The 17,634-nt window shown below is 43.9% G+C and carries 24 protein-coding genes and 3 pseudogenes; 12 read left to right on the top strand and 15 right to left on the bottom strand.

Going from position 1 to position 17,634, the window contains the following annotated elements:
• Positions 1-54: 54 nt before the first annotated feature.
• The 4 genes and pseudogenes from KTR07_RS26335 to KTR07_RS26350 form a co-directional block, all read right to left on the bottom strand.
• Positions 55-546, bottom strand: a pseudogene (locus KTR07_RS26335) (sensor histidine kinase); the annotation flags it as partial.
• The gene (locus tag KTR07_RS26340; RefSeq protein ID WP_004329298.1) at positions 547-1,422 is read right to left on the bottom strand and encodes a radical SAM mobile pair protein B; all 876 of its coding nucleotides are present in this window, start codon (positions 1,420-1,422) and stop codon (positions 547-549) included. It abuts the pseudogene before it with no gap.
• A complete protein-coding gene (locus tag KTR07_RS26345; RefSeq protein ID WP_004329299.1) occupies positions 1,419-2,087 on the bottom strand; it encodes a radical SAM mobile pair protein A in 669 nt (222 codons plus the stop codon). Before KTR07_RS26345 ends, KTR07_RS26340 begins: the two co-directional genes overlap by 4 nt.
• Entirely contained in the window at positions 2,084-2,860 is a 777-nt protein-coding gene (locus KTR07_RS26350; RefSeq protein WP_004329300.1) for an MBL fold metallo-hydrolase, read from the bottom strand. Before KTR07_RS26350 ends, KTR07_RS26345 begins: the two co-directional genes overlap by 4 nt.
• Positions 2,861-2,990: 130 nt before the next feature.
• Here KTR07_RS26350 and KTR07_RS26355 point away from each other — a divergent pair, with 130 nt between their 5' ends.
• The gene (locus KTR07_RS26355; protein WP_004329302.1) at positions 2,991-3,890 is read left to right on the top strand and encodes an AraC family transcriptional regulator; all 900 of its coding nucleotides are present in this window, start codon (positions 2,991-2,993) and stop codon (positions 3,888-3,890) included.
• A gap of 47 nt (positions 3,891-3,937) precedes the next feature.
• Here the strand turns inward: KTR07_RS26355 and KTR07_RS26360 are convergent, their stop codons facing one another.
• Positions 3,938-4,126, bottom strand: a complete 189-nt coding sequence (locus KTR07_RS26360) for a hypothetical protein (protein ID WP_005775886.1) — start codon at positions 4,124-4,126, stop codon at positions 3,938-3,940.
• Between the two features lie 23 nt (positions 4,127-4,149).
• Between KTR07_RS26360 and KTR07_RS26365 the strand changes: the two genes are divergently transcribed.
• Positions 4,150-4,809: an AraC family transcriptional regulator gene (locus KTR07_RS26365; protein WP_004329304.1), complete on the top strand. Its 660-nt coding sequence runs from the start codon at positions 4,150-4,152 to the stop codon at positions 4,807-4,809.
• A 21-nt stretch (positions 4,810-4,830) separates the two neighbouring features.
• On the opposite strand, the gene KTR07_RS26370 is transcribed toward KTR07_RS26365, so the two are convergent.
• The 3 genes and pseudogenes from KTR07_RS26370 to KTR07_RS26380 all read right to left on the bottom strand — a co-directional run.
• Entirely contained in the window at positions 4,831-5,778 is a 948-nt protein-coding gene (locus KTR07_RS26370) for a relaxase/mobilization nuclease domain-containing protein (protein ID WP_005868790.1), read from the bottom strand.
• Positions 5,775-6,167, bottom strand: coding sequence for a MobC family plasmid mobilization relaxosome protein (locus KTR07_RS26375; RefSeq protein ID WP_005868789.1), 393 nt, complete (start codon positions 6,165-6,167; stop codon positions 5,775-5,777). The genes KTR07_RS26370 and KTR07_RS26375 overlap by 4 nt, the downstream gene beginning before the upstream one ends.
• A 114-nt stretch (positions 6,168-6,281) precedes the next feature.
• Positions 6,282-7,541 (bottom strand): annotated as a pseudogene (locus KTR07_RS26380) (IS1380 family transposase); the annotation flags it as partial.
• Here KTR07_RS26380 and KTR07_RS26385 point away from each other — a divergent pair.
• From KTR07_RS26385 to KTR07_RS26405, 5 genes are all read left to right on the top strand, one after another.
• On the top strand, positions 7,523-7,696 hold the full coding sequence (locus KTR07_RS26385; protein ID WP_224201638.1) for a hypothetical protein: 174 nt from the start codon (positions 7,523-7,525) through the stop codon (positions 7,694-7,696). The pseudogene KTR07_RS26380 and the gene KTR07_RS26385 overlap by 19 nt on opposite strands.
• A gap of 203 nt (positions 7,697-7,899) precedes the next feature.
• Entirely contained in the window at positions 7,900-9,108 is a 1,209-nt protein-coding gene (locus tag KTR07_RS26390) for a hypothetical protein (protein ID WP_005868786.1), read from the top strand.
• A gap of 881 nt (positions 9,109-9,989) precedes the next feature.
• Positions 9,990-10,616 (top strand): RadC family protein, encoded by a 627-nt coding sequence (locus tag KTR07_RS26395; protein WP_005868785.1) that lies wholly within the window; start codon positions 9,990-9,992, stop codon positions 10,614-10,616.
• 176 nt (positions 10,617-10,792) lie between these two features.
• The gene (locus KTR07_RS26400; RefSeq protein WP_005868783.1) at positions 10,793-11,203 is read left to right on the top strand and encodes a hypothetical protein; all 411 of its coding nucleotides are present in this window, start codon (positions 10,793-10,795) and stop codon (positions 11,201-11,203) included.
• Positions 11,204-11,551: 348 nt separating this feature from the next.
• Complete coding sequence (locus KTR07_RS26405; RefSeq protein ID WP_005868782.1) at positions 11,552-11,950, top strand: hypothetical protein; 399 nt, start codon at positions 11,552-11,554, stop codon at positions 11,948-11,950.
• A gap of 112 nt (positions 11,951-12,062) precedes the next feature.
• Here KTR07_RS26405 and KTR07_RS26410 read toward each other — a convergent pair whose 3' ends face one another.
• From KTR07_RS26410 to KTR07_RS26420, 3 genes and pseudogenes are all read right to left on the bottom strand, one after another.
• Positions 12,063-12,659, bottom strand: a complete 597-nt coding sequence (locus KTR07_RS26410) for a recombinase family protein (protein WP_005868781.1) — start codon at positions 12,657-12,659, stop codon at positions 12,063-12,065.
• A 41-nt stretch (positions 12,660-12,700) separates the two neighbouring features.
• On the bottom strand, positions 12,701-13,030 hold the full coding sequence (locus tag KTR07_RS26415) for a hypothetical protein (RefSeq protein WP_005868780.1): 330 nt from the start codon (positions 13,028-13,030) through the stop codon (positions 12,701-12,703).
• Between the two features lie 16 nt (positions 13,031-13,046).
• A pseudogene (locus KTR07_RS26420) lies at positions 13,047-13,899 on the bottom strand (virulence RhuM family protein).
• A gap of 433 nt (positions 13,900-14,332) precedes the next feature.
• Between KTR07_RS26420 and KTR07_RS26425 the strand changes: the two are divergent.
• The 5 genes from KTR07_RS26425 to KTR07_RS26445 all read left to right on the top strand — a co-directional run bounded on the left by KTR07_RS26425 (position 14,333) and on the right by KTR07_RS26445 (position 16,012).
• Positions 14,333-14,581: an AbrB/MazE/SpoVT family DNA-binding domain-containing protein gene (locus tag KTR07_RS26425; RefSeq protein WP_005868778.1), complete on the top strand. Its 249-nt coding sequence runs from the start codon at positions 14,333-14,335 to the stop codon at positions 14,579-14,581.
• Positions 14,575-14,895 (top strand): type II toxin-antitoxin system PemK/MazF family toxin, encoded by a 321-nt coding sequence (locus KTR07_RS26430; RefSeq protein WP_005868777.1) that lies wholly within the window; start codon positions 14,575-14,577, stop codon positions 14,893-14,895. The genes KTR07_RS26425 and KTR07_RS26430 overlap by 7 nt, the downstream gene beginning before the upstream one ends.
• A gap of 49 nt (positions 14,896-14,944) precedes the next feature.
• A complete protein-coding gene (locus KTR07_RS26435; RefSeq protein WP_005868776.1) occupies positions 14,945-15,343 on the top strand; it encodes a hypothetical protein in 399 nt (132 codons plus the stop codon).
• 99 nt (positions 15,344-15,442) lie between these two features.
• Positions 15,443-15,727: an HU family DNA-binding protein gene (locus KTR07_RS26440; RefSeq protein WP_005868774.1), complete on the top strand. Its 285-nt coding sequence runs from the start codon at positions 15,443-15,445 to the stop codon at positions 15,725-15,727.
• Positions 15,728-15,739: 12 nt separating this feature from the next.
• Positions 15,740-16,012, top strand: coding sequence for a hypothetical protein (locus KTR07_RS26445; RefSeq protein WP_005868772.1), 273 nt, complete (start codon positions 15,740-15,742; stop codon positions 16,010-16,012).
• A 61-nt stretch (positions 16,013-16,073) separates the two neighbouring features.
• On the opposite strand, the gene KTR07_RS26450 is transcribed toward KTR07_RS26445, so the two are convergent.
• From KTR07_RS26450 to KTR07_RS26465, 4 genes are all read right to left on the bottom strand, one after another.
• Positions 16,074-16,451 carry a hypothetical protein gene (locus tag KTR07_RS26450; RefSeq protein WP_005868770.1) on the bottom strand — a complete coding sequence of 126 codons (378 nt, stop codon included), beginning with the start codon at positions 16,449-16,451 and terminating at the stop codon, positions 16,074-16,076.
• A gap of 14 nt (positions 16,452-16,465) precedes the next feature.
• Positions 16,466-16,792, bottom strand: a complete 327-nt coding sequence (locus tag KTR07_RS26455; protein ID WP_005868769.1) for a hypothetical protein — start codon at positions 16,790-16,792, stop codon at positions 16,466-16,468.
• A gap of 45 nt (positions 16,793-16,837) precedes the next feature.
• Positions 16,838-17,092 carry a hypothetical protein gene (locus KTR07_RS26460; RefSeq protein WP_005868768.1) on the bottom strand — a complete coding sequence of 85 codons (255 nt, stop codon included), beginning with the start codon at positions 17,090-17,092 and terminating at the stop codon, positions 16,838-16,840.
• A gap of 197 nt (positions 17,093-17,289) precedes the next feature.
• On the bottom strand, positions 17,290-17,490 hold the full coding sequence (locus tag KTR07_RS26465; RefSeq protein ID WP_007564649.1) for a hypothetical protein: 201 nt from the start codon (positions 17,488-17,490) through the stop codon (positions 17,290-17,292).
• Positions 17,491-17,634 lie beyond the last annotated feature (144 nt).

Here is a 17,634-nt window from a genome sequence, read left to right on the forward strand (position 1 = left end):
GAGATAGGGAGGACGCATTTAACCCGGCTGTTGGATAACGGCTGGTTGCAGGAAGCCTAATCCGAAGCCGTCTTTTGCGGCGGCATTTGAAAGACGTTCAAATGCACCGAATACTCGTTGTTGCTCATCTTCGGTCATGCCCGTACCGGTATCTTCAACGATAAGTTTCAGCAAACCGTTATCATAATCCGCTGCCAATGATACACTACCGTTATCCGTGAACTTGATGGCGTTTGACAACAAGTTGTTGCCGATTTGCAGGATACGTTCCTTGTCGGTCAAAACCACCGCATCGGTGTGGCTCTCCACTATCAAAGTCAGCCCCTTGTTCATGGCAATGGGCATGAACTCCGTTTCAAGAATATGCGTGATTGCGGAAATCCTGCAAGGGGAAAGGTTGGGTTGCTCCTTGCCGTTGTCCAGACGGAAGAAATCCAGCAGCGTGTTGAGCATCTCCCGCATACGCTCGGAAGATTGCCGGATATTATCCACATACATGGTGCTTTTATCCGCGCTACAACTTTTCTGCATCAGTCCGGCATAGCCTCATTTTGTCAATCGTATTTTTTCGTGGTAGAAGTAGTTTACGATGACAGGTTTGCCTTTTTCCGAGCGTCCGTATGGCAGATCGTTTATACGATACGGGAAGCCCTGCTCCTTGGCGTAATTTGAAATGTCCTGCTCCAATGCCTGCCAGTATTCAAGCCTTTTTTTATTGTAAATTTCCTCGTAAAGCGGTATGAGGTCAGGATACTTCTCACGGATATACGTCATTATCCCGCCTTTGAACTGCCCGCGTAAATTCAGGTTTTCAAGCCAGATTAAATCAGCATAATCTTTTACCTCCTCTATTATTGCCTTTACGTCTGTTATTCTGGGGAATATGGGCGAGACGAAGCATACGGTGCGGATACCTGCCTCGTATGTCTGACGCATCGCTTTCAGACGGCGTTCAATGCTTACGGCGTTGTCCATATCTGCGCAGAACTGCTCGTCGAGCGTATTGACAGACCATGACACAGTCACTTTGGGAAAACTCTTCAACAGGTCGAGATCGCGAAGGACAAGATCGGACTTTGTGCATATCATAATCTCGGCATCGCTTCCTCGCAGCTCTTCGAGCAGCCTTCGGGTACGGTGGAATTCTTCTTCATACGGATTGTAACCGTCCGTCACAGACCCTATTACAACACGTTCACCGTCGTATTTATGAGGATTCGTTATCGGCTTCCAGTTTTTTACATCTAAAAACGTACCCCACGGCTCGGTGTGCCCGGTGAACCGTTTCATGAACGATGCGTAGCAATACCTGCAGGCGTGGGGACACCCTACATAAGGGTTGACCGAATATCCTCCCACCGGCAGAGAGGATTTGGTCATTACACTCTTTACATCTATTTCCTTTATTGTATCCATATTCATTGTATTCGTCTGGTAAATTGTTCCGGCAATTCCTGAATCATTCTTTCGTCGCCCATAATCGGCAGCAAATCCTCTTTCATGAACACCGGTATGCCATGAGCCTTTGCCTGTTCTGCAATGCTAAGCACCCATTCGGGGCGCGAATATGACTTTCCTTTTCGGTTTCCGGTCTCTGTGCCTATGACAATCCAGTCAATTCCCTCGAAATCAATCTCGCCGATATCATCGAAGAGAGGTTCAAACGTGACATGGTAGTGTCGTGCTTTGATATTCTTTTTCAAATCATCAATCCTCCTTTTCTCGGAACTGCGCGTAACGGTCACGCCCATCCATACGTTCTCGTCGTCAGAGGAGAAACTGATTTTGTCAGGGCGCTTCGTCAGAAAGATATAGGCGTGCTGGGGATTGCTGCTGATCCGCTCGAAAATTTCTGCGTTCCATTCAGGCTTCCAATCGGAGAAATCGCTCATTCCTGTCATGAGCCACACATGAGGACGGGACGTATCGATGATGCGCAGTTTTCGTTCCATGTATTCAGGCACGGAAAAGTCGTCGGTAATGTGGAAACGGCGGCAGTTGTTACGGGCATAGCAGTAAGGGCATCCTATAGTGCACCCTACCACTATGTTCATGTTTTTTATCAGGGATTTAATGCAGACACTCATAACACAACTGTTTCTCCGTCCTCCGGGATAATCAGCCGGCTCATGTCGGCTTCGTGATGCGTTGCCTCATTGCGCAGAATTGCACGGGTGGTCTGGCAATGGTCGATGGCATCCATGTGTACGGCTATCAGCTTGATATGCGAAGGCAATTCGTCAAGTATCTGCATCACTTCGTTCTCGTCGGGGATGATAGGACCGTCCGTTTTGGAAAATTCGGGAAAGATTGCACCTCCGGAGTTTACCACGATATAGTCAGGATTGAACCGTTCCACGGTGTCTCGGATACATGCTTCCCATCGGCAGTCACCCATTATATAAACGGTCGGGAAGCCCTCGGCTTTTAGCACATAACCTGATACAGGTCCCATCATCTGCCCGATCTGCCCGAAACCATGATGTCCGGTCGTGCGGTAAATGGATATGCCGTCTATTGTTTTTATTTCTTCGATGGGTATCACATTTGTAAATCCGTCGTTTCTGATGGCGTCCGCGTCCTGGGGCTGAACGTAGAAAGGAATTTCTTTGGGCAAATGTGTGGGGACACTCGGCTCGTAATGGTCGATGTGATTGTGGGTCAGGAGCACCATGTCCACGCCTCCGATAATATCCTGAATAGGAATGGTGAGGTGTACCCTCGGTGTTTTATTCACACCGAGGGCCGATATCAAAGTGCCTTTGTCGGCTAAAACGGGGTCAATTAGCATGGTGTGTCCCGCATACCTGATTTTCAAGGTGGCATTGCGCACCAATTGTACTGTAGATGTCTTTTTCATGACTATATGTCTTGTTATTGATTACGGGTGCAAAGTTCGGAAGAATCCGGCGAAACATCTATGCCTGAAAAAACGGTAATTATGCCATTTTGATAAATGAAATTATTATCTTTGCAAAAACGACAAGGATATGGACGAGATAATCAACCCTGATCGACTGGTCAGCGTACCGTTCAACAAGACACGCTGCGGCGTGGATTTTTACATCAATACTGCCATAAACAAGGACATCGGACTTGTGCTGACAGAAAACAAGCGGTTTAAGACAGACTTCTTCAGCTTCTACTTTTTCCGTAAGGCAAACGGATATTTGCTACTGAACTTCCGCAAGATTGAACTGCGCGACGGCATGGTTCTCCTGCTTTCACCCCATCAGCAACAAGAGTGGCATGTAGATGAGACGGCGTTGGATTACACGTTCCTTATATTCCGCGAAGATTTCATGCGTACTTTTATCGCCGACAAGTTCTTCGTTTTTCGCCTTTTGTATTGTTACCAGACAGATACGCCGCCTTACATCAATGCCACACATGACGAAATGAAGGAATATATGCGGCTGCTCGGAAAGATTAAGTATGAGCTGATGAATCCAGTGTCCGATACGTACAATATCATTGTTTCCTTACTATATTATCTTTTGCTGATTATCAATCGTACATACGCTGCCGCCTATTGCTTGCCCGCTGAAATTGCTAAAAACAATTTCGCTTTTCGGTTCAAGGACTTGTTGGAACAGAATATCCGCACCCACCAGCGGGTGCAGGAATATGCAGACATGCTTCATGTCAGTCGCATCACACTCAATAACTCAGTAAAAGCCCAATTCGGAGTATCAGCTACCCATTTGATAAAACAACGTCTGCTTGAGGAACTGAAGAACGAATTGCTATTCTCCAACCGCACTGTCAGTGAAATGGCGGATGATTTCAATTTCTCTGATCCGAGCCATCTCATGCGCTTCTTCAAACAGCAAACAGGCAAAACATTTACTCAGTACATGACGGATTACAATAAAGGCATATACGAATAACTTCTTAATATAGTCGATAGCGGCTATCGAAATATGGTTGTTGATGTTCAGGCGTTTTTGTACTGCATGAACCATTTTACGATTTCTGGATCTTCGTGCGAGCCGAGTAAGAAAGGCTTGTCGGTATCCAGCGTCTTTATCCGTGCCATGTCGTCGGCCGACAGGGTGAAGTCTAATATGTCGAGATTCTGCTTCATGCGTTCCGGTTTCACAGACTTAGGAATAATTATGCACACTGATATTTATCGCGCCCGGACAGGTGTTCGGTGCGGAAGATGACGGCATGCAGTTCCAACCAGATGGCTACCTGCTTATGTTCCATCCCGACCTGCTGCGGAATACACCTCTCGGGCGGATAATGCGTGAATATTCGTTCTTTTCCTACGAGACAAACGAGGCATTGCACCTTAGTGTGGAAGAACGGCAAATCATCATGGATTGCTTCCACAAGATTCAATATGAATTGAACCATCCGATACACCGTCACAGCAAGAACCTCATCACAGACAGCATCAAGACGTTCCTTGATTACTGCACACGTTTCTATGACCGTCAGTTCATCACACGCGACAACCAAAACCGAGACATCCTCGCAAGATTTGAGCGGTTGCTTGACGAATACTTCCATGATGGGGCTGCTAAACGGATAGGCTTGCCCACTGTACAGTATTGTGCAGACAAGCTCTGCCTCTCGCCCAACTATTTCAGTGATTTATTGAAAAAAGAAACAGGTTCAACCGCCCTGCATTTCATTCATGACAAGTCTATTGAAATAGCCAAGACGGAACTTGCATCTACAGACGACACCGTTAATGAAATCGCCTATAATCTCGGTTTTCAGTACCCGCAACATTTTACCCGACTGTTCAAGAAAGAGGTAGGTTACACTCCGAATGAATATAGAGCGCAAGTGTCGTGAGAATTGGATTAGTACAGAATATTAGAACCCAACACCTCTCTTGCGCTTAACTTTCTTCCTTCTGCGAAGTATATCCACCATTTCCTGATTGGCTTCCGCATCAGCAGTGTTATAAGATGAGCCACTGCTTTTTAGCAATCCCCAAGAGCCGTTGAACAACTCGCTTTGTGCCGTGCCGGACGGTGCGCTTGGTGTAGCCGTTTCATATATTCCGGCTGTTATTCCCATACGTTCCCTGCATCTGTTGTGCTGCAAAGCCGCGTCAATCTTGGAATAACTGAAACGCCTGTCCACTTTGGAGCCGTTGAAATGGTAGCCATTCATGGAGAATACAACACCCTGCACCTCGCTGGTCTGCCCCTTATGCTTGAAATGTACTTCCACTCCCTGCCGTTTCAGGTTGGCGATAAGCACGTTCCAGTTGCCGCATCTGCCGACTTCCATTTTGATGATGTCGTAAAGCGCATATTTCGTCCTGTCTGGCTCTTTCAGGCGGTTGCGTTTGACATTGTCCTTTCCGCCAGCCATATGCAAGCCGTATTTCAAGGTCAATTCCTTGCAGATGCGGGTACTGCGCAGACGCTCGTGCCTGTCCGATATGGTATTGCCGTTGTTGTCTATGCGGTTGAAAGCAATATGCACGTGCGGATGCTCCTTGTCGAAATGCTGGGCGATGAAGAACTGCGTATTCTTGATTCCCATCCGTTCCATATATTCAAGCGCGATGCCTGCCATGATACGGTTCGTCAGCCGTAACTCATCCTCTTTGGAAAAACTCAACGCGATATGTCCGACAGGTTTTGTCACCTTATCGTTCATCCGTGACTGGGCATTGAAACTCATGGCGATAGTTTCCAGATTTTCCATAAACAAGCCTTCGCTTGCTACTATCTGCGTATCCTTCTTCTTGTCGATGATGTAATCCACCGCACCCTTGAAGTCGCTTCCTTTTACGATTTTCGCCATCATATCCCTATCTTGGTTATAAGTTCATGAATCCTTGCCACTGCCACCTTGCAGTCCCACCGTTCATCGTGGAAGCCTCCGGCGTTTGCCTTACGCGCAAGCTGGTTGAGATTGTTAGCCATGCCGCAGAGTTGGCGGATGTATCCGGCATGTTCCTCCGACAGCCGTTCTTTCACATGACCGTTACGGAAACATTCCCTCATGTACTCGCTTGGTGATACGCCCGCCTCATGCGATCGTGTCAGCAGGCGGAAGTAGTCGGCTGCCGTCATTTTCACTGCGATACGGTATTTCAGTTTCTCGGTTGCTGTTAATTCTTTGTATTTTCTTACCTGCCTCAAATCCGCAACTAAGCCCTTCAACGTCCTTCTTGCGTGTACACGTCCTCTCATTACTGAATTATCAGATAAATTGAGGCAGAAACACCCACTTCTGCCTACAACATCCCCTTACCCCACAATGCGACTTGAGACAATACGCAGTATCATACCCATAAGTTGTAGGCGTTATCCAAAATCAGTCTGAAAAATATCTGCGTAAGCATTGTTACAGGTATAGATATTCAGCACATACCGCCTTGATGTCCTGATCCACTTGGCTGGTACAGAGATAAACCTGAAGACAAACGCTTTTATGCGACTTGTTGCATTGAGTCCGAACCTCTTTACGTCAAGTCTTTGGATAATGGCCTTGTAGAAGTTACGGATAAGTGCTGTAAGAAGAAGGAACACAGTGTTCTCGGCCATGAAGGATTTGGGCAATCTGTCCCACCCGAAACCATTGTTCATATCATCAAAGATACGTTCCTTTCCTCCACGAAGGTTATAGAACTCGACAATTTCTCTTACGGAAGATTCATAGTCGTTAGTCAGGATACAACGGTATGTGTATTCTCCTTCCCAAAGATCCTGCACACCATCCATCCGTTTCTGTCTTTGAATCACAAGTCGGTATGCTTTACCCTTCCACTTCTCAACAAGGATAGAGTTCAATTCAAACTCAATGCCATTGATTTCCTCAGTCTTCCAGCCTCTGAGAGCAAATATGTCATTGTAGAGCGAACTGCAGCGGTTAGTGCGGATATAGAAGGACTTGCAGTGTTTCTCTATTTCCTCCACGATTTCCTCGGAACATGATCCGCAATCAGCTCTGAAACGATTGATAGTGAGCCTGTTCTGTTCAAATCTCTCAAAGAACCTCTTCAGCGTGTCCTTCTGATGAAAACGAAGGTTTTCGTTAAGCCAGATGAGCAGAGCTAAGTTTACTTAAGCTCTGCCATGGCGAGAAAACGTGCCATGAAATGGAACTTTTGTGTTACCATCGCTATTCTCAATGCCAACAATCAAGTCACCAATAACCGCCACGCCAGGGCGATAACCAGAGAACTTCTTGTATGTAGGCTTTGCATCATACTTCTCACCCTCTTTCAGTTGGTCAGATGCAAACATACAATTGAGCAGTAAAGTATTGAGAGTGTCAGCCGTGTTGAAATCGTAGTTCTTACCCGTATCTGATGTGTATGAGATGTTTTCTTGCGTCAGTTCCTTTATCGCTCTGAGGATAGTATCAGAACTACAAGTATGAAGTGTCGGATGAAGCGAGAGATGGTTCATCAAATGAGTAGTGACATCCTCAATACATGAGCCACCACAGAAGTAGATACTCATGAGAGAACGGATGATTTCGCTGTACTGATAACCTAACGATCTACACCTTAGACCGAGGGTTGAGTCGATTACAGATGACAATGTGGAGTCAAATTGCTCATCAGGTAGGGCGGAAGGATTTCGAGGAATTTGGACGACGCATAGGGTTGGGCAATAAATTGATAAAGCGTGAGCTTGATGAGTTTGTCAAAGAGAAACCATTGGTGCAAGTATTGATAGACCGTTCCTTTTTATCGGAAGAACTGAAAAAGTAATATAGGATGTCTATGGGGTACAGGTGTAAGATGCTTTCTTTCTGATGAAGGGCGGATAAAGCATTCTTCAGGAAAGTACTTCTCCTTTTCCCATACCGGTCATACCGTTAAAACTGATTGATAATTATGACGCGTATGTTGGCCGGTATGCCTATCTTTGTGGCAATGAAAACAGAGAAAGGATTGATTTTGTAAGTATTATCATGGCAAAAGAACTGATTCGTGTCCCTAGGGTGCTTGGGGAAAGCTATAATTCCGTGCTGATTGAACGGTTGTATGAGGCAGGTGGAAATGTCATGCTCGATCTGATCATATACCTGGGCAGCTATCACCTCAAAGACTTGTTCGGGACTTCCTGGTTCTCCGTAGAAGACTTCTGCCGTAAGATGGGGTATGACCGTACCAACTTGCAGCGCAAGCTGGATAGCCGGCAGCTCGCGGCCATGTTCGGAAAGAATATGCAGCCGGAATATGTATGTACCGACACGGCAGGACAGAGAATCAGCCATCCTATCGAGACGGTTTTTGAGGCGGCTCTCTATAAACTGGGATTGGAGAACCTCTGCTATCCGACCATTGGCGAGGATGGCCGTACATCCTATAATTTCGTGCAGATCTTGAAACGTTTCGACATAATGACCGATTTCAAGACGAAGAAGTCAACGAAAAGGCTGTACTCGGCAGTGGTAAGCCCGGAGATAAAGAATTTCATGTTCTCGCTCTATAACCTCTTGGAACTTCAGGATTACCGTAGCCTGCCCAGCCGTTACCGCTATTTCTATCTGGAACTTTCCAAGATGGTTTACCTGATCAAGTATAAGACCACCAAGAATGAGGCTCCTTTTTATGTGCTGACAGTCGATCAGCTGGCTAAAAAGCTCGGCATAGAGATTGCCGAACCCAAAGACCGGAAAAAGAAGGTCGCCTCGATACTGAAAAAGATGAATACTTACCTGAAATATACCAATTTCAATTTCTCTTTTGTGAAAGGCGATCATGAGAGATGGGCATATACCGTGTTGTTCTCGTTTCCTAGGCATACGCTGCACTATTTTGATGAAGGACAATATGCTGTCGTGGTGAAGAAATTCTATAAGAACCTGCTTGGGCTGTATGTCGAGATTGCCTACCCGGACACGGATATGGCTGTCAGGAGGAAGAAGATCAAAGAGGTGGAGGAAGATGCCGGACTGTATAAAGAGTTCCTTTTATGGGCAAACTCCCCGGAAAGCGTAGAAAAGAAGAAACAGATATATATCAGTGATTTCGTGGCTGTATTCGGCAGGTTTCCGGAAGGATGGGCACAGGAAGAGTTGGAGAGTGCCAATGGAACGGAAGTTGCTCCTGCTCCTGAAGAGTTCATATCTCCGGAGACGGACGGGGCGGTGAACATGGACGATCCAGCTGTGTAGAACCGTCCACGTTTCACGGTTTTTTATAGAATTAGTTGTGTAGAAGTGTCCCTATTGGGGTGATTAGATGTGTGGAGTCATCCGCTTTGCCTGTTTTAGTTGTGTAGAAGTGTCCCGTTTGTTGCTTCTAGTTGTGTAGAACCGTCCACTCCTTTTGCTTTAGTTGTGTAAAAGCGTCCGGTTTCACTTGTCAGCTGTGTAAAACCGTCCACCCGTTAATGAAGGGAATAGGTAATCCCTGTTTTTTTTATATGTCGGTATATCAGTGAAATAAAAGAGAGAAATTTTTAAATAAAAGGTATCGGCTGTGTAAAACCATCCACCAAAATACATAATAAAGACCTAAACTCCTAACCCCTTTAAATATCCCCAAAGCGATAACATAGAAATGACTGGGAAAATAAATTTTCCCTTCACATGCCCTATACGTACTTTCGGAAAAAGATTTTTCGGAAGTATGTGTTGATTTTCACGCTTTTTTATATGATTGGAAGGCGGTTCTGTTCATCTTCTGTATCCGAATTAGTTTTTCAGGGCGTTCCCTTCTGACCGGGCTATTCGTTGCAAGTCCTCGTTACCCTCCAGGCTTTTCCCTGCTATCCCTAACGCTCTACGCTCCGGCTATGCCGGAAGAGAGGTATGATGATTTTTTCCTGAACTGATAGGAACATTGCGAAGGTAGGCGTGGCCGGAACGCCCGATATTGAAAAGCCAAATCTCCATCCTCCCATTCCGGGAGGTAGTATTTACCAGTTCAATCCCGTTCTGATCCGTCTTTCCCGCTTTCTCTTCAATGCACTGTTCCCAATCAGTTGAGGAAAAATTTATGGTTGGGGCGACAAGCGATGTTTGCGAGTATTAATCTTTTAATTTTTGGCAGTATGAAAACGAAGAGAACCGTATTTGAAGTGAATGACGTTTATCGGGTGATGGAAAACAGCGAGTTGATTTATACCTTGACGAACAGTGAGAAACTGAAACGTGAAGAATATAAGTATGAACAGATGGAAATAGAAGGATTGTGCTTGTCTGATGTACTGGAAACACTAACACCCAGCCGTAAAAAAGTCGCTTATGCGGCGATTGAGCTATATAAACGGCTGAAAGAAGGGCAAGTTGAAAGTCCTGCGCTTTTATCCAGCAATAATGTTTATAAAATGATGCATCCTGTTTTGTGCGATATAGCTACTGAAGAGATGTGGGTGCTGTTGCTGAACAGTTCGTCCAAACTCATCCGTAAAGTCCGTATCTCATGCGGCGGGATAAATACCGCCCCTGTGGATATACGGGTTATCATGAAGCAGGCATTGTATTATAACGCCGTATCTTTTATCATGGTACATAACCACCCATCAGGAGCACGCAAGCCCAGCAGTGCGGATGACCGCTTGACGGAAGCAGTTAAAAAAGCCGCTGAAACATTAGACATCCGTTTGGTTGACCATGTGATTGTGGCAGGCAATAACTATTATAGCTATGCGGACGAGGGAAGATTGCAAAATAGGTAAGGTGGACGGGAGAAATCCCGTCTGCCCGGGATTTCGGCTTCGGGGTTCTTTTTTGGCAGTCACCCCAAAAAAGAACCAAAAAAATGCTTCCCGGACTATCGGATGCGACATCGTAAAATACGCAAAGACGTGGCTTTTCAGAATAAATACATATCTTCGCGCCAAAGGTGATCGGAATGAATGTATTTTCTACTTTTGATACAGGCGTTATGGTGGCTCTCTTACTGGGCATTGAGTTTCTTAGAAGTGATATCCGAACGATTCTCTATTGTAAAAGGAATGATCCCAGGATTCTTAAGAGTTGCTTATATACGCTGCTTATATTATTGACCAGCCTTTATTCTATTGTGGCCGGAGCCATGCTTCATCCGGAACCCGTACCTGTTTATGAGTTGATACCCGGTTTTCAATATGGGGTTTATGGCTTTTCTTTTTCGTTTATATTGCTCGCTGTTGCATGTCTTTATCGTAAAACATTACCTTTTGTCCTTTTGGGCTACGCTATGATATATGTGATCGGTGTATTGATACCACTACTTAGGTATGTAGTGTCTATGATGGATTATTTCACTCGCACAAGGGTATAGCAGGTTAATTTCTTGATTGTATCGGATTGCCCTTTCTGTGGGCTGCCTCCCCCGGCTTCTTTCCTCCGATCCGAGTCCGGCTTTTTGCTCGGCAAAGGTTTCGGGATTCCGCAAATGGCAAGTTACGGCCATGCGCCTTTACTGTATGGAAAATAACGATGAAGAAGTGTCTTCCCGACATTTTCCATAAGTGAAACTTGGCTTATTGCTTGCAATCCAGACCTTGATATGCCGAAAAAAGGCTCAGAACTCAGATGGGGAATGACATCAAAAAAAAGGTCGGCTGACCAAAGACCTTCCCGATACAAAAAATGAAAAGGTCTTGAATCTAGCTGAAGAATAAATCAGATGTTCAACTTAAATAATGCTAATATGGAAAATTTGATTACACAAATCAACAAAGAGAGATTGGTTAATAGCGACACAGCTCTTATGATGAAGGAATTATACTATTACGTGCCTTGTGAGTATTGGTATGACAAACAGGATAGGCTACGCACCGATATTGAGGGAAGGAATACCCCGATGTATATGTGCGAGTGCCCGACACTGGCAGCATGTATCCAATGGATGATACAGACTCGTGAATATACGTTTCAAACAGAACAAAACGTGGCGGTCTGGCATGTGGTTGTGAGGGCTGGAGATTATGTGTTGTATGACTCCGAAAGTAATGCGGACGCTTTTTGTTGTTTGGAAGAAGCATTGGAAAAAGCGGTACAGGAGTGCATGGAGTTATTGTATTAAAATTAAAAAAAATCAGTCCCCGTGAAGGGGACTTTCCTATAATCTTGCTGAGAGGTGGAATTGCAGACGATCTTTGAGAATCATCTTTGAAGGATGGGCAGAGGTTTATTCGTTATTTGTTATTTTTGTTCTCGGATTTCAGCGCAATTCCATTCCTTCTTAATAGGCGATATACTGTTCCGCTACTGCCTATGTTTAATATTTTCTGTATCTCCCTTACCGGCGTTCCGGATTCATAGAGTTGGATGCAGCTTTTCTGCTTGGCGATGTTGTTTTTGTTGATAAGTGTCTTTCTGCCGAATTTGACACCTTTTTCCTTGGCGATTCTTCTGCCTTCTTGGGTTCTCTCATAGATAAGGTCTCTTTCAAACTGAGCGAAAGCACCGAGAATGTTGTTCATCAGTTGGCCGATTGCGCCTTCCGTACTGATGTTGTCTTGCAGTGAGGTGAATTGGATGCCCCTATTCTTGAAATCTTCCAATAGCGTAAGGATATTCTTCAGCGAACGGCCAAGCCGGTCCAGCTTATATACGACAAGTGTGTCGCCTTCCCGGAGAAAGCTCAGGCAGGCATCCAGTTCCGGGCGGTTTTGTTGACGTCCGGTCATTTTCTCAGAGAAGATTTTCTCGCATCCGGCAGCCTTCAACGCTTCCAGTTGCATATCCAGATGTTGTTCCTTGGTGGAAACACGGGCATATCCTATTTTCATCCTGTTTTCGTATTTAAATGTGTAATGAAGGTTTTAATTCTTCACTTTTTCAAATATGAAGACATTAATTCTTCATATTCCTCACGGCTGTATTGGTTGAACCCCTTTTGCTTCATTGCCAAAAGAAGCCTTTCCAGTTCTCCGATAGTCACTACCTGTTTGCCGATAACGGTAAATTGTTCCCATTCTCCCTTTTCGTTGAGCAGGTATTCCCGGTGTGCAAAACAGTAAAGAGAACCATCGATGTCATTCCGTTTCTGCCATTGACGCAGGTGCTTCAAACTGGTGAAATCACGGGTGACAGTACGTGGAATGGGAACCAATACGTCAATTTCCATCTTGAATTTTATATTCTCTTCCGCTTCTCGCATGGGTGATTAGCTTATTTCATAATACATCAATTATCGTATGGGCAGGAAGTTCCAGTTTGGAGAAAGCAAACATTTTCTTGCCCAAATCCTTTAGCGATGCCCCAATATGATATACTTCCGTATTATCAATGATTAAGAAGCGGTCATGACTACTTTTGTAGGTTCTAGCTTCAATGGGAGGATATTGGTCATTGTGTTTGTTTAAATCAAGTTGGAGCTGTGCGTTTATTTTGTGTATAAATAGTAGCTGATACTCCACTGTTTCGTTTGCTCAACATGAGTAACACGGATTCATCTACATAGTTGTCGATAAGCACAAGTGAGCATTTGGCAGACTTTATTAAATCTGTAGCAAACTTATACGCATCGAATATCTGACCGTCAAAGAATATACCTTCCACCGGAGGCAATGAGGTGCGTACAAAGAAGTCTATCTTTGCATCATGTTCAGCAATGGTTTTCTCTATTTGGAAGAATCTATTGTTCATTCTATATTCCATGTCATTGAGCCGTTGGTTTATAGAATAACCTTTCAATAAATATTCTTTTAAAATTTTATTTGCCCATTGCCTGAATTGCGTACCTCTTACGCTTTTAACTCTGTATCCAACTGAAATTATTACGTCTAGACTAAAGAACTTGACAGGCTTATCGGAATTAGCAATGTGCAAAAAATGCACATTGCTTTTCTCTTCCAATTCCTTTTCCTTAAAAACATTATTTATATGTTTGGTAATAACGGTTCTGTCACGTTGAAAAAGTTCTGCTATCTGCGCTTGTGTGAGCCAAACGGTTTCATCTTCTAAACGTACTTCCAACCTTACAGCTTCATCCGGTTGGTATAGTATGATTTCTCCTTGCTTCTCCATTATATGTTTCGCTTTTATTATATTGTTGCAAATGTACGAAAAAGAAACGTTATAAAGTCTGTTTTTTCCGTAAGTATTACCTTAAAAATTTGTTCCCTTTTTATTTTAATAAAACAGAAACATTCTGCTGTTTTAAAAATCAGTTATCTGTTTGCTATTCATAGTTAGGGTATCAAATAACTAAAATTCAAATGGAAACGCAAATCTATATTTTATGCAGATTTGTTTGTTAGAAGCGGAGAAAAGGACACAAGACATGATAAGAATCATAGGTCGGGGAGCGCCGCACGGCAAGGGGGGCACTAGCCTCCCGACGAGTGCAGCCGTTGGCCGGGTTATCGGTGAAAATGGAAAAAAGTTGGCTTTTCTTTTGGTATTGTTATAACTTTGTCTATATTTGTGTTGTGATAATCAATTTTAAAGTTATAACATTATGGTAACAAACATTATTCAGATTGGAAACAGCAAGGGGATAATACTTCCTTCCGAGATATTGAAACAGTTGCGTTTGTCCTTGAAATCGGCTGTGAGCATTTCTTTGGACGGGAACAATATTGTGATAAAGGCACAACCACGGCAGGGATGGGCGGAAGCTGCCAAACGTGCCCATGAGAATGGGGATGATGAGTTGCTTATCCCTGATGTGTTTGAGGATGAAAAGTTTGAGGATTGGACATGGTAGAACAGTATGGAGTGTATTGGGTAGAGTTAGACCCTACCCGTGGGGGTGAAATGGCAAAGACACGGCCATGTGTTGTTGTAACTCCTTCAGATTTGAATATGTACCTTACAATAGTAGTCATTGCTCCGATAACCTCCACCATAAGGAACTATCCTTACCGGGTTCTGTGTTCTGTAGCCGGGCGTGATGGGGAGATAGCCACGGATCAGATTCGCACGGTGGACAAAAGCCGGCTGAAAAGAAAGATTGGAGATTTGAATTTCAGTGAGATAAAAAGACTGAAGGAAGTGTTTCATCAAATGTTCTGTGAATAATGGAAAGTGTGCAAATAACAGGTTATGTAGCGTATTCAAAAAAGATATTATGAAGCCAACTACTTATATTAATTGGGACGGTCTGAAAGACATTCCATTCTTCTACTGCGATACAAAGGAAGATGAAGAAAACAAGGATTTCGACATCTATTACCAGGGCAAGCTGGTGTTGCATGACTACAACCATTGCGGACACTACCTTTACACTGCTGCGCTGCTGTTCAGTAAAATCAGAAACATTACAGCCGACTGGGTGAACCTGCATAACCTTTGGATTCTGCGTGATTGCGTGCGCGAGAATTACAATCACGGCATAGGAGTGGACGACCTTATTTTCGGAGAGAATTTCGATGGCAAGAACCTCGATACACTCACACCGCTTACCAAGAAACGCTTTGATTATTTGTGTAAGCGGATTAAGGAACTTGACCCATACGCAACAATTTAACACTTCATTGGGCGAAGGCAGGGCTTGCTGCGGATGCCAGACTTTAAATAATCCATTGGATTAATTATCTTTGCACGCTAATTTTCAAATTATAAAGAAATGACTAAATCGGAAATCGTAAAGGAAATATCTGCCAGAACCGGCATCGACGGCAAAGCGGTGCTTGCTGTTTTGGAAGGATTCATGAACGAGGTAAAGACTTCGTTGGGTAAGGAGGAAAATGTCTATCTTCGTGGATTCGGTAGTTTCATAGTGAAGAAGAGAGCGCAAAAGACAGCTCGGAATATCTCTAAGAATACTACTATGATTATTCCGGCTCATAACATACCGGCATTTAAACCGTCTGACGAATTTTTGAAAATGGTAAAACAACAGAACGCATAATAGGTAAACACAATGAAAGATCAGTTACGATTATTGAGAGACTGTATCAATAATGATCGTCCGGCAGTTGTCTTTCAGGGAGACGATTTTTGCGCTCCTGAGATTTTGGAAGCAGCAAAAGAAATTTATCGTAAACATGGTTGTTCCGAAGAATTTCTTTTTGACTGGCAGTTGCTTATCAATGAGGTGAAGGCTTACCAGTTAGAAAGTCCGGCAACTGTCAAATTGCCGAAACTCTCCCCGACAGAAACGGAACTGGTGCGGGAAGAGATGACTAAACGCTAAAAAATATTCTCGTTTAATACGCACCTTTTATTCTTCAGGCAGCGTATTGAACGGGATGGGATTAAAATGTTGGCGAACCTGCTTTTTTCGAAAGTTCCTGCCAATAGTTGAAGTCACTCGGTGAAAGATGCTCTTGCATCCAGTCACGCATACCAATATCGTTTCTTTCGTTCACATATCTCGTAAACGGAATCATTGTCTTACATGCTTCAAATCCAAGCATTCTCATATGGCGTGAAATGTTGGGAGGAAGACCTTCCAACCACTCTTTATAATACATTATCAATCTGTTTTCTTGGATTGGAACCGCTTGTTGGTGGTAAATATAGCTGGCGTTTCCGATTCTAATATCTCTGGCCTTATTTTCCCGTTCTTCTTCAGGTAGCCGACTTAAATATTCAGCTTGTGCTATTCTGCATTTGGAGTTTGGATGTTCCATGGTATTTTATATAATTAAGACTCTTCAATGATACGGTTCATCAAATCACATATTTTTTGGCAGCTATGACGGTCTGCGCAAGCAGGATAGGGGCATTTCTCAAAGGATGCCTGATTATCCGTAACTATGAAACCTCCGGAACGACGTACATAACTTACCGGATGAAAATAAATATCTTCCTTTTTCGGCCTATAAGTACATAGTCTTATAAGGCTGTTCAGCTCTTTGCAAATTTGCTCACATTTTTCTTTGGGATAATGTGGCAAATCACTGAATGCTTCGTAGGGGACAAAGGCAAATGCTTTGTCATCCCACATGACAGGTGTGTAATTCTGTACCATTTGTTATTTGGAATAAGGATGGCTGGCAGATTCCGTATTTCTGTATCAGTTAGGTAATCCGTCACTATTTAAGTGCGCCTGGGCAAACTCCCGGAGGTTCGTTTCGGCAATGCACTTTTCATAAATCTCATCCAATACTTCTTGCATATTTTCTACTTTATTGAATTTTAAGGGGCTGCCGTTTGTTGCGGCTTGCCTTTCCAGTTGTTCGATGATACTGGGAAATATCCCACGCAATAAACCGACGGTAGCTACGGCTGTAGCTGGTTCTACCTCTATTGTAATCTTTTTCTTTTCCATATCGTTGTATTATGTTATCAAAAGTAATAATTATTAGGATATTGGTAAGCATTTCTTCTGAAAAACTTTTTAAAGATATTGTTTTAAGATGACATACTGTGTTTTTGCGTTCACGCAGTATTCTTTCCCACCCTCCCCTTCATCGGAATGACTGTTCTCATTTCCGGTTTACCCGTAGTCATCCGCTATGCGGCTGATTATGGGCAAACCAGAAAAGAGAAGTTCCAAACGTGGGCGGGATTGCAATGGTCATCATCCGGAGCTTCGGCATTGCCGAAACAACCTCCTTCTTCCGTATTGCAGCCCCGTCCTTTTACCGTTTGTCCCGGCAGTCCGTTGCTAACCCGTTCCCCCCTGCCACTTGTGGCAGGGAGATAGGAATACGGTTTTGCAGGCAAAACCGTATGGCTTGTTTTACTTTCCGTACTGCCCTTTTCCTAGTTTTCTGCCTCCCTTAATGTGCGTTTTTCATAGCCCCATCTGAGACCCTTTGTTTTTGAACGGCAAATTTATTTCGGTGGATGGATACGAAAGAGTTCCGG

Source organism: Bacteroides sp. MSK.20.82, from assembly GCF_019052485.1.
Classification (GTDB): Bacteria; Bacteroidota; Bacteroidia; order Bacteroidales; family Bacteroidaceae; genus Bacteroides; species Bacteroides thetaiotaomicron.

Bases quoted from the DNA above. Each gene is read 5' to 3' on its own strand.
- KTR07_RS26340 (WP_004329298.1), bottom strand. From the start codon at position 1,422: ATGAATATGGATACAATAAAGGAAATAGATGTAAAGAGTGTAATGACC.
- KTR07_RS26345 (WP_004329299.1), bottom strand. From the start codon at position 2,087: ATGAGTGTCTGCATTAAATCCCTGATAAAAAACATGAACATAGTGGTA.
- KTR07_RS26350 (WP_004329300.1), bottom strand. From the start codon at position 2,860: ATGAAAAAGACATCTACAGTACAATTGGTGCGCAATGCCACCTTGAAA.
- KTR07_RS26355 (WP_004329302.1), top strand. From the start codon at position 2,991: ATGGACGAGATAATCAACCCTGATCGACTGGTCAGCGTACCGTTCAAC.
- KTR07_RS26370 (WP_005868790.1), bottom strand. From the start codon at position 5,778: ATGATGGCGAAAATCGTAAAAGGAAGCGACTTCAAGGGTGCGGTGGAT.
- KTR07_RS26375 (WP_005868789.1), bottom strand. From the start codon at position 6,167: ATGAGAGGACGTGTACACGCAAGAAGGACGTTGAAGGGCTTAGTTGCG.
- KTR07_RS26385 (WP_224201638.1), top strand. From the start codon at position 7,523: ATGTGGAGTCAAATTGCTCATCAGGTAGGGCGGAAGGATTTCGAGGAA.
- KTR07_RS26390 (WP_005868786.1), top strand. From the start codon at position 7,900: ATGGCAAAAGAACTGATTCGTGTCCCTAGGGTGCTTGGGGAAAGCTAT.
- KTR07_RS26395 (WP_005868785.1), top strand. From the start codon at position 9,990: ATGAAAACGAAGAGAACCGTATTTGAAGTGAATGACGTTTATCGGGTG.
- KTR07_RS26400 (WP_005868783.1), top strand. From the start codon at position 10,793: ATGAATGTATTTTCTACTTTTGATACAGGCGTTATGGTGGCTCTCTTA.
- KTR07_RS26405 (WP_005868782.1), top strand. From the start codon at position 11,552: ATGTTCAACTTAAATAATGCTAATATGGAAAATTTGATTACACAAATC.
- KTR07_RS26410 (WP_005868781.1), bottom strand. From the start codon at position 12,659: ATGAAAATAGGATATGCCCGTGTTTCCACCAAGGAACAACATCTGGAT.
- KTR07_RS26415 (WP_005868780.1), bottom strand. From the start codon at position 13,030: ATGCGAGAAGCGGAAGAGAATATAAAATTCAAGATGGAAATTGACGTA.
- KTR07_RS26425 (WP_005868778.1), top strand. From the start codon at position 14,333: ATGGTAACAAACATTATTCAGATTGGAAACAGCAAGGGGATAATACTT.
- KTR07_RS26430 (WP_005868777.1), top strand. From the start codon at position 14,575: ATGGTAGAACAGTATGGAGTGTATTGGGTAGAGTTAGACCCTACCCGT.
- KTR07_RS26435 (WP_005868776.1), top strand. From the start codon at position 14,945: ATGAAGCCAACTACTTATATTAATTGGGACGGTCTGAAAGACATTCCA.
- KTR07_RS26440 (WP_005868774.1), top strand. From the start codon at position 15,443: ATGACTAAATCGGAAATCGTAAAGGAAATATCTGCCAGAACCGGCATC.
- KTR07_RS26445 (WP_005868772.1), top strand. From the start codon at position 15,740: ATGAAAGATCAGTTACGATTATTGAGAGACTGTATCAATAATGATCGT.
- KTR07_RS26450 (WP_005868770.1), bottom strand. From the start codon at position 16,451: ATGGAACATCCAAACTCCAAATGCAGAATAGCACAAGCTGAATATTTA.
- KTR07_RS26455 (WP_005868769.1), bottom strand. From the start codon at position 16,792: ATGGTACAGAATTACACACCTGTCATGTGGGATGACAAAGCATTTGCC.
- KTR07_RS26460 (WP_005868768.1), bottom strand. From the start codon at position 17,092: ATGGAAAAGAAAAAGATTACAATAGAGGTAGAACCAGCTACAGCCGTA.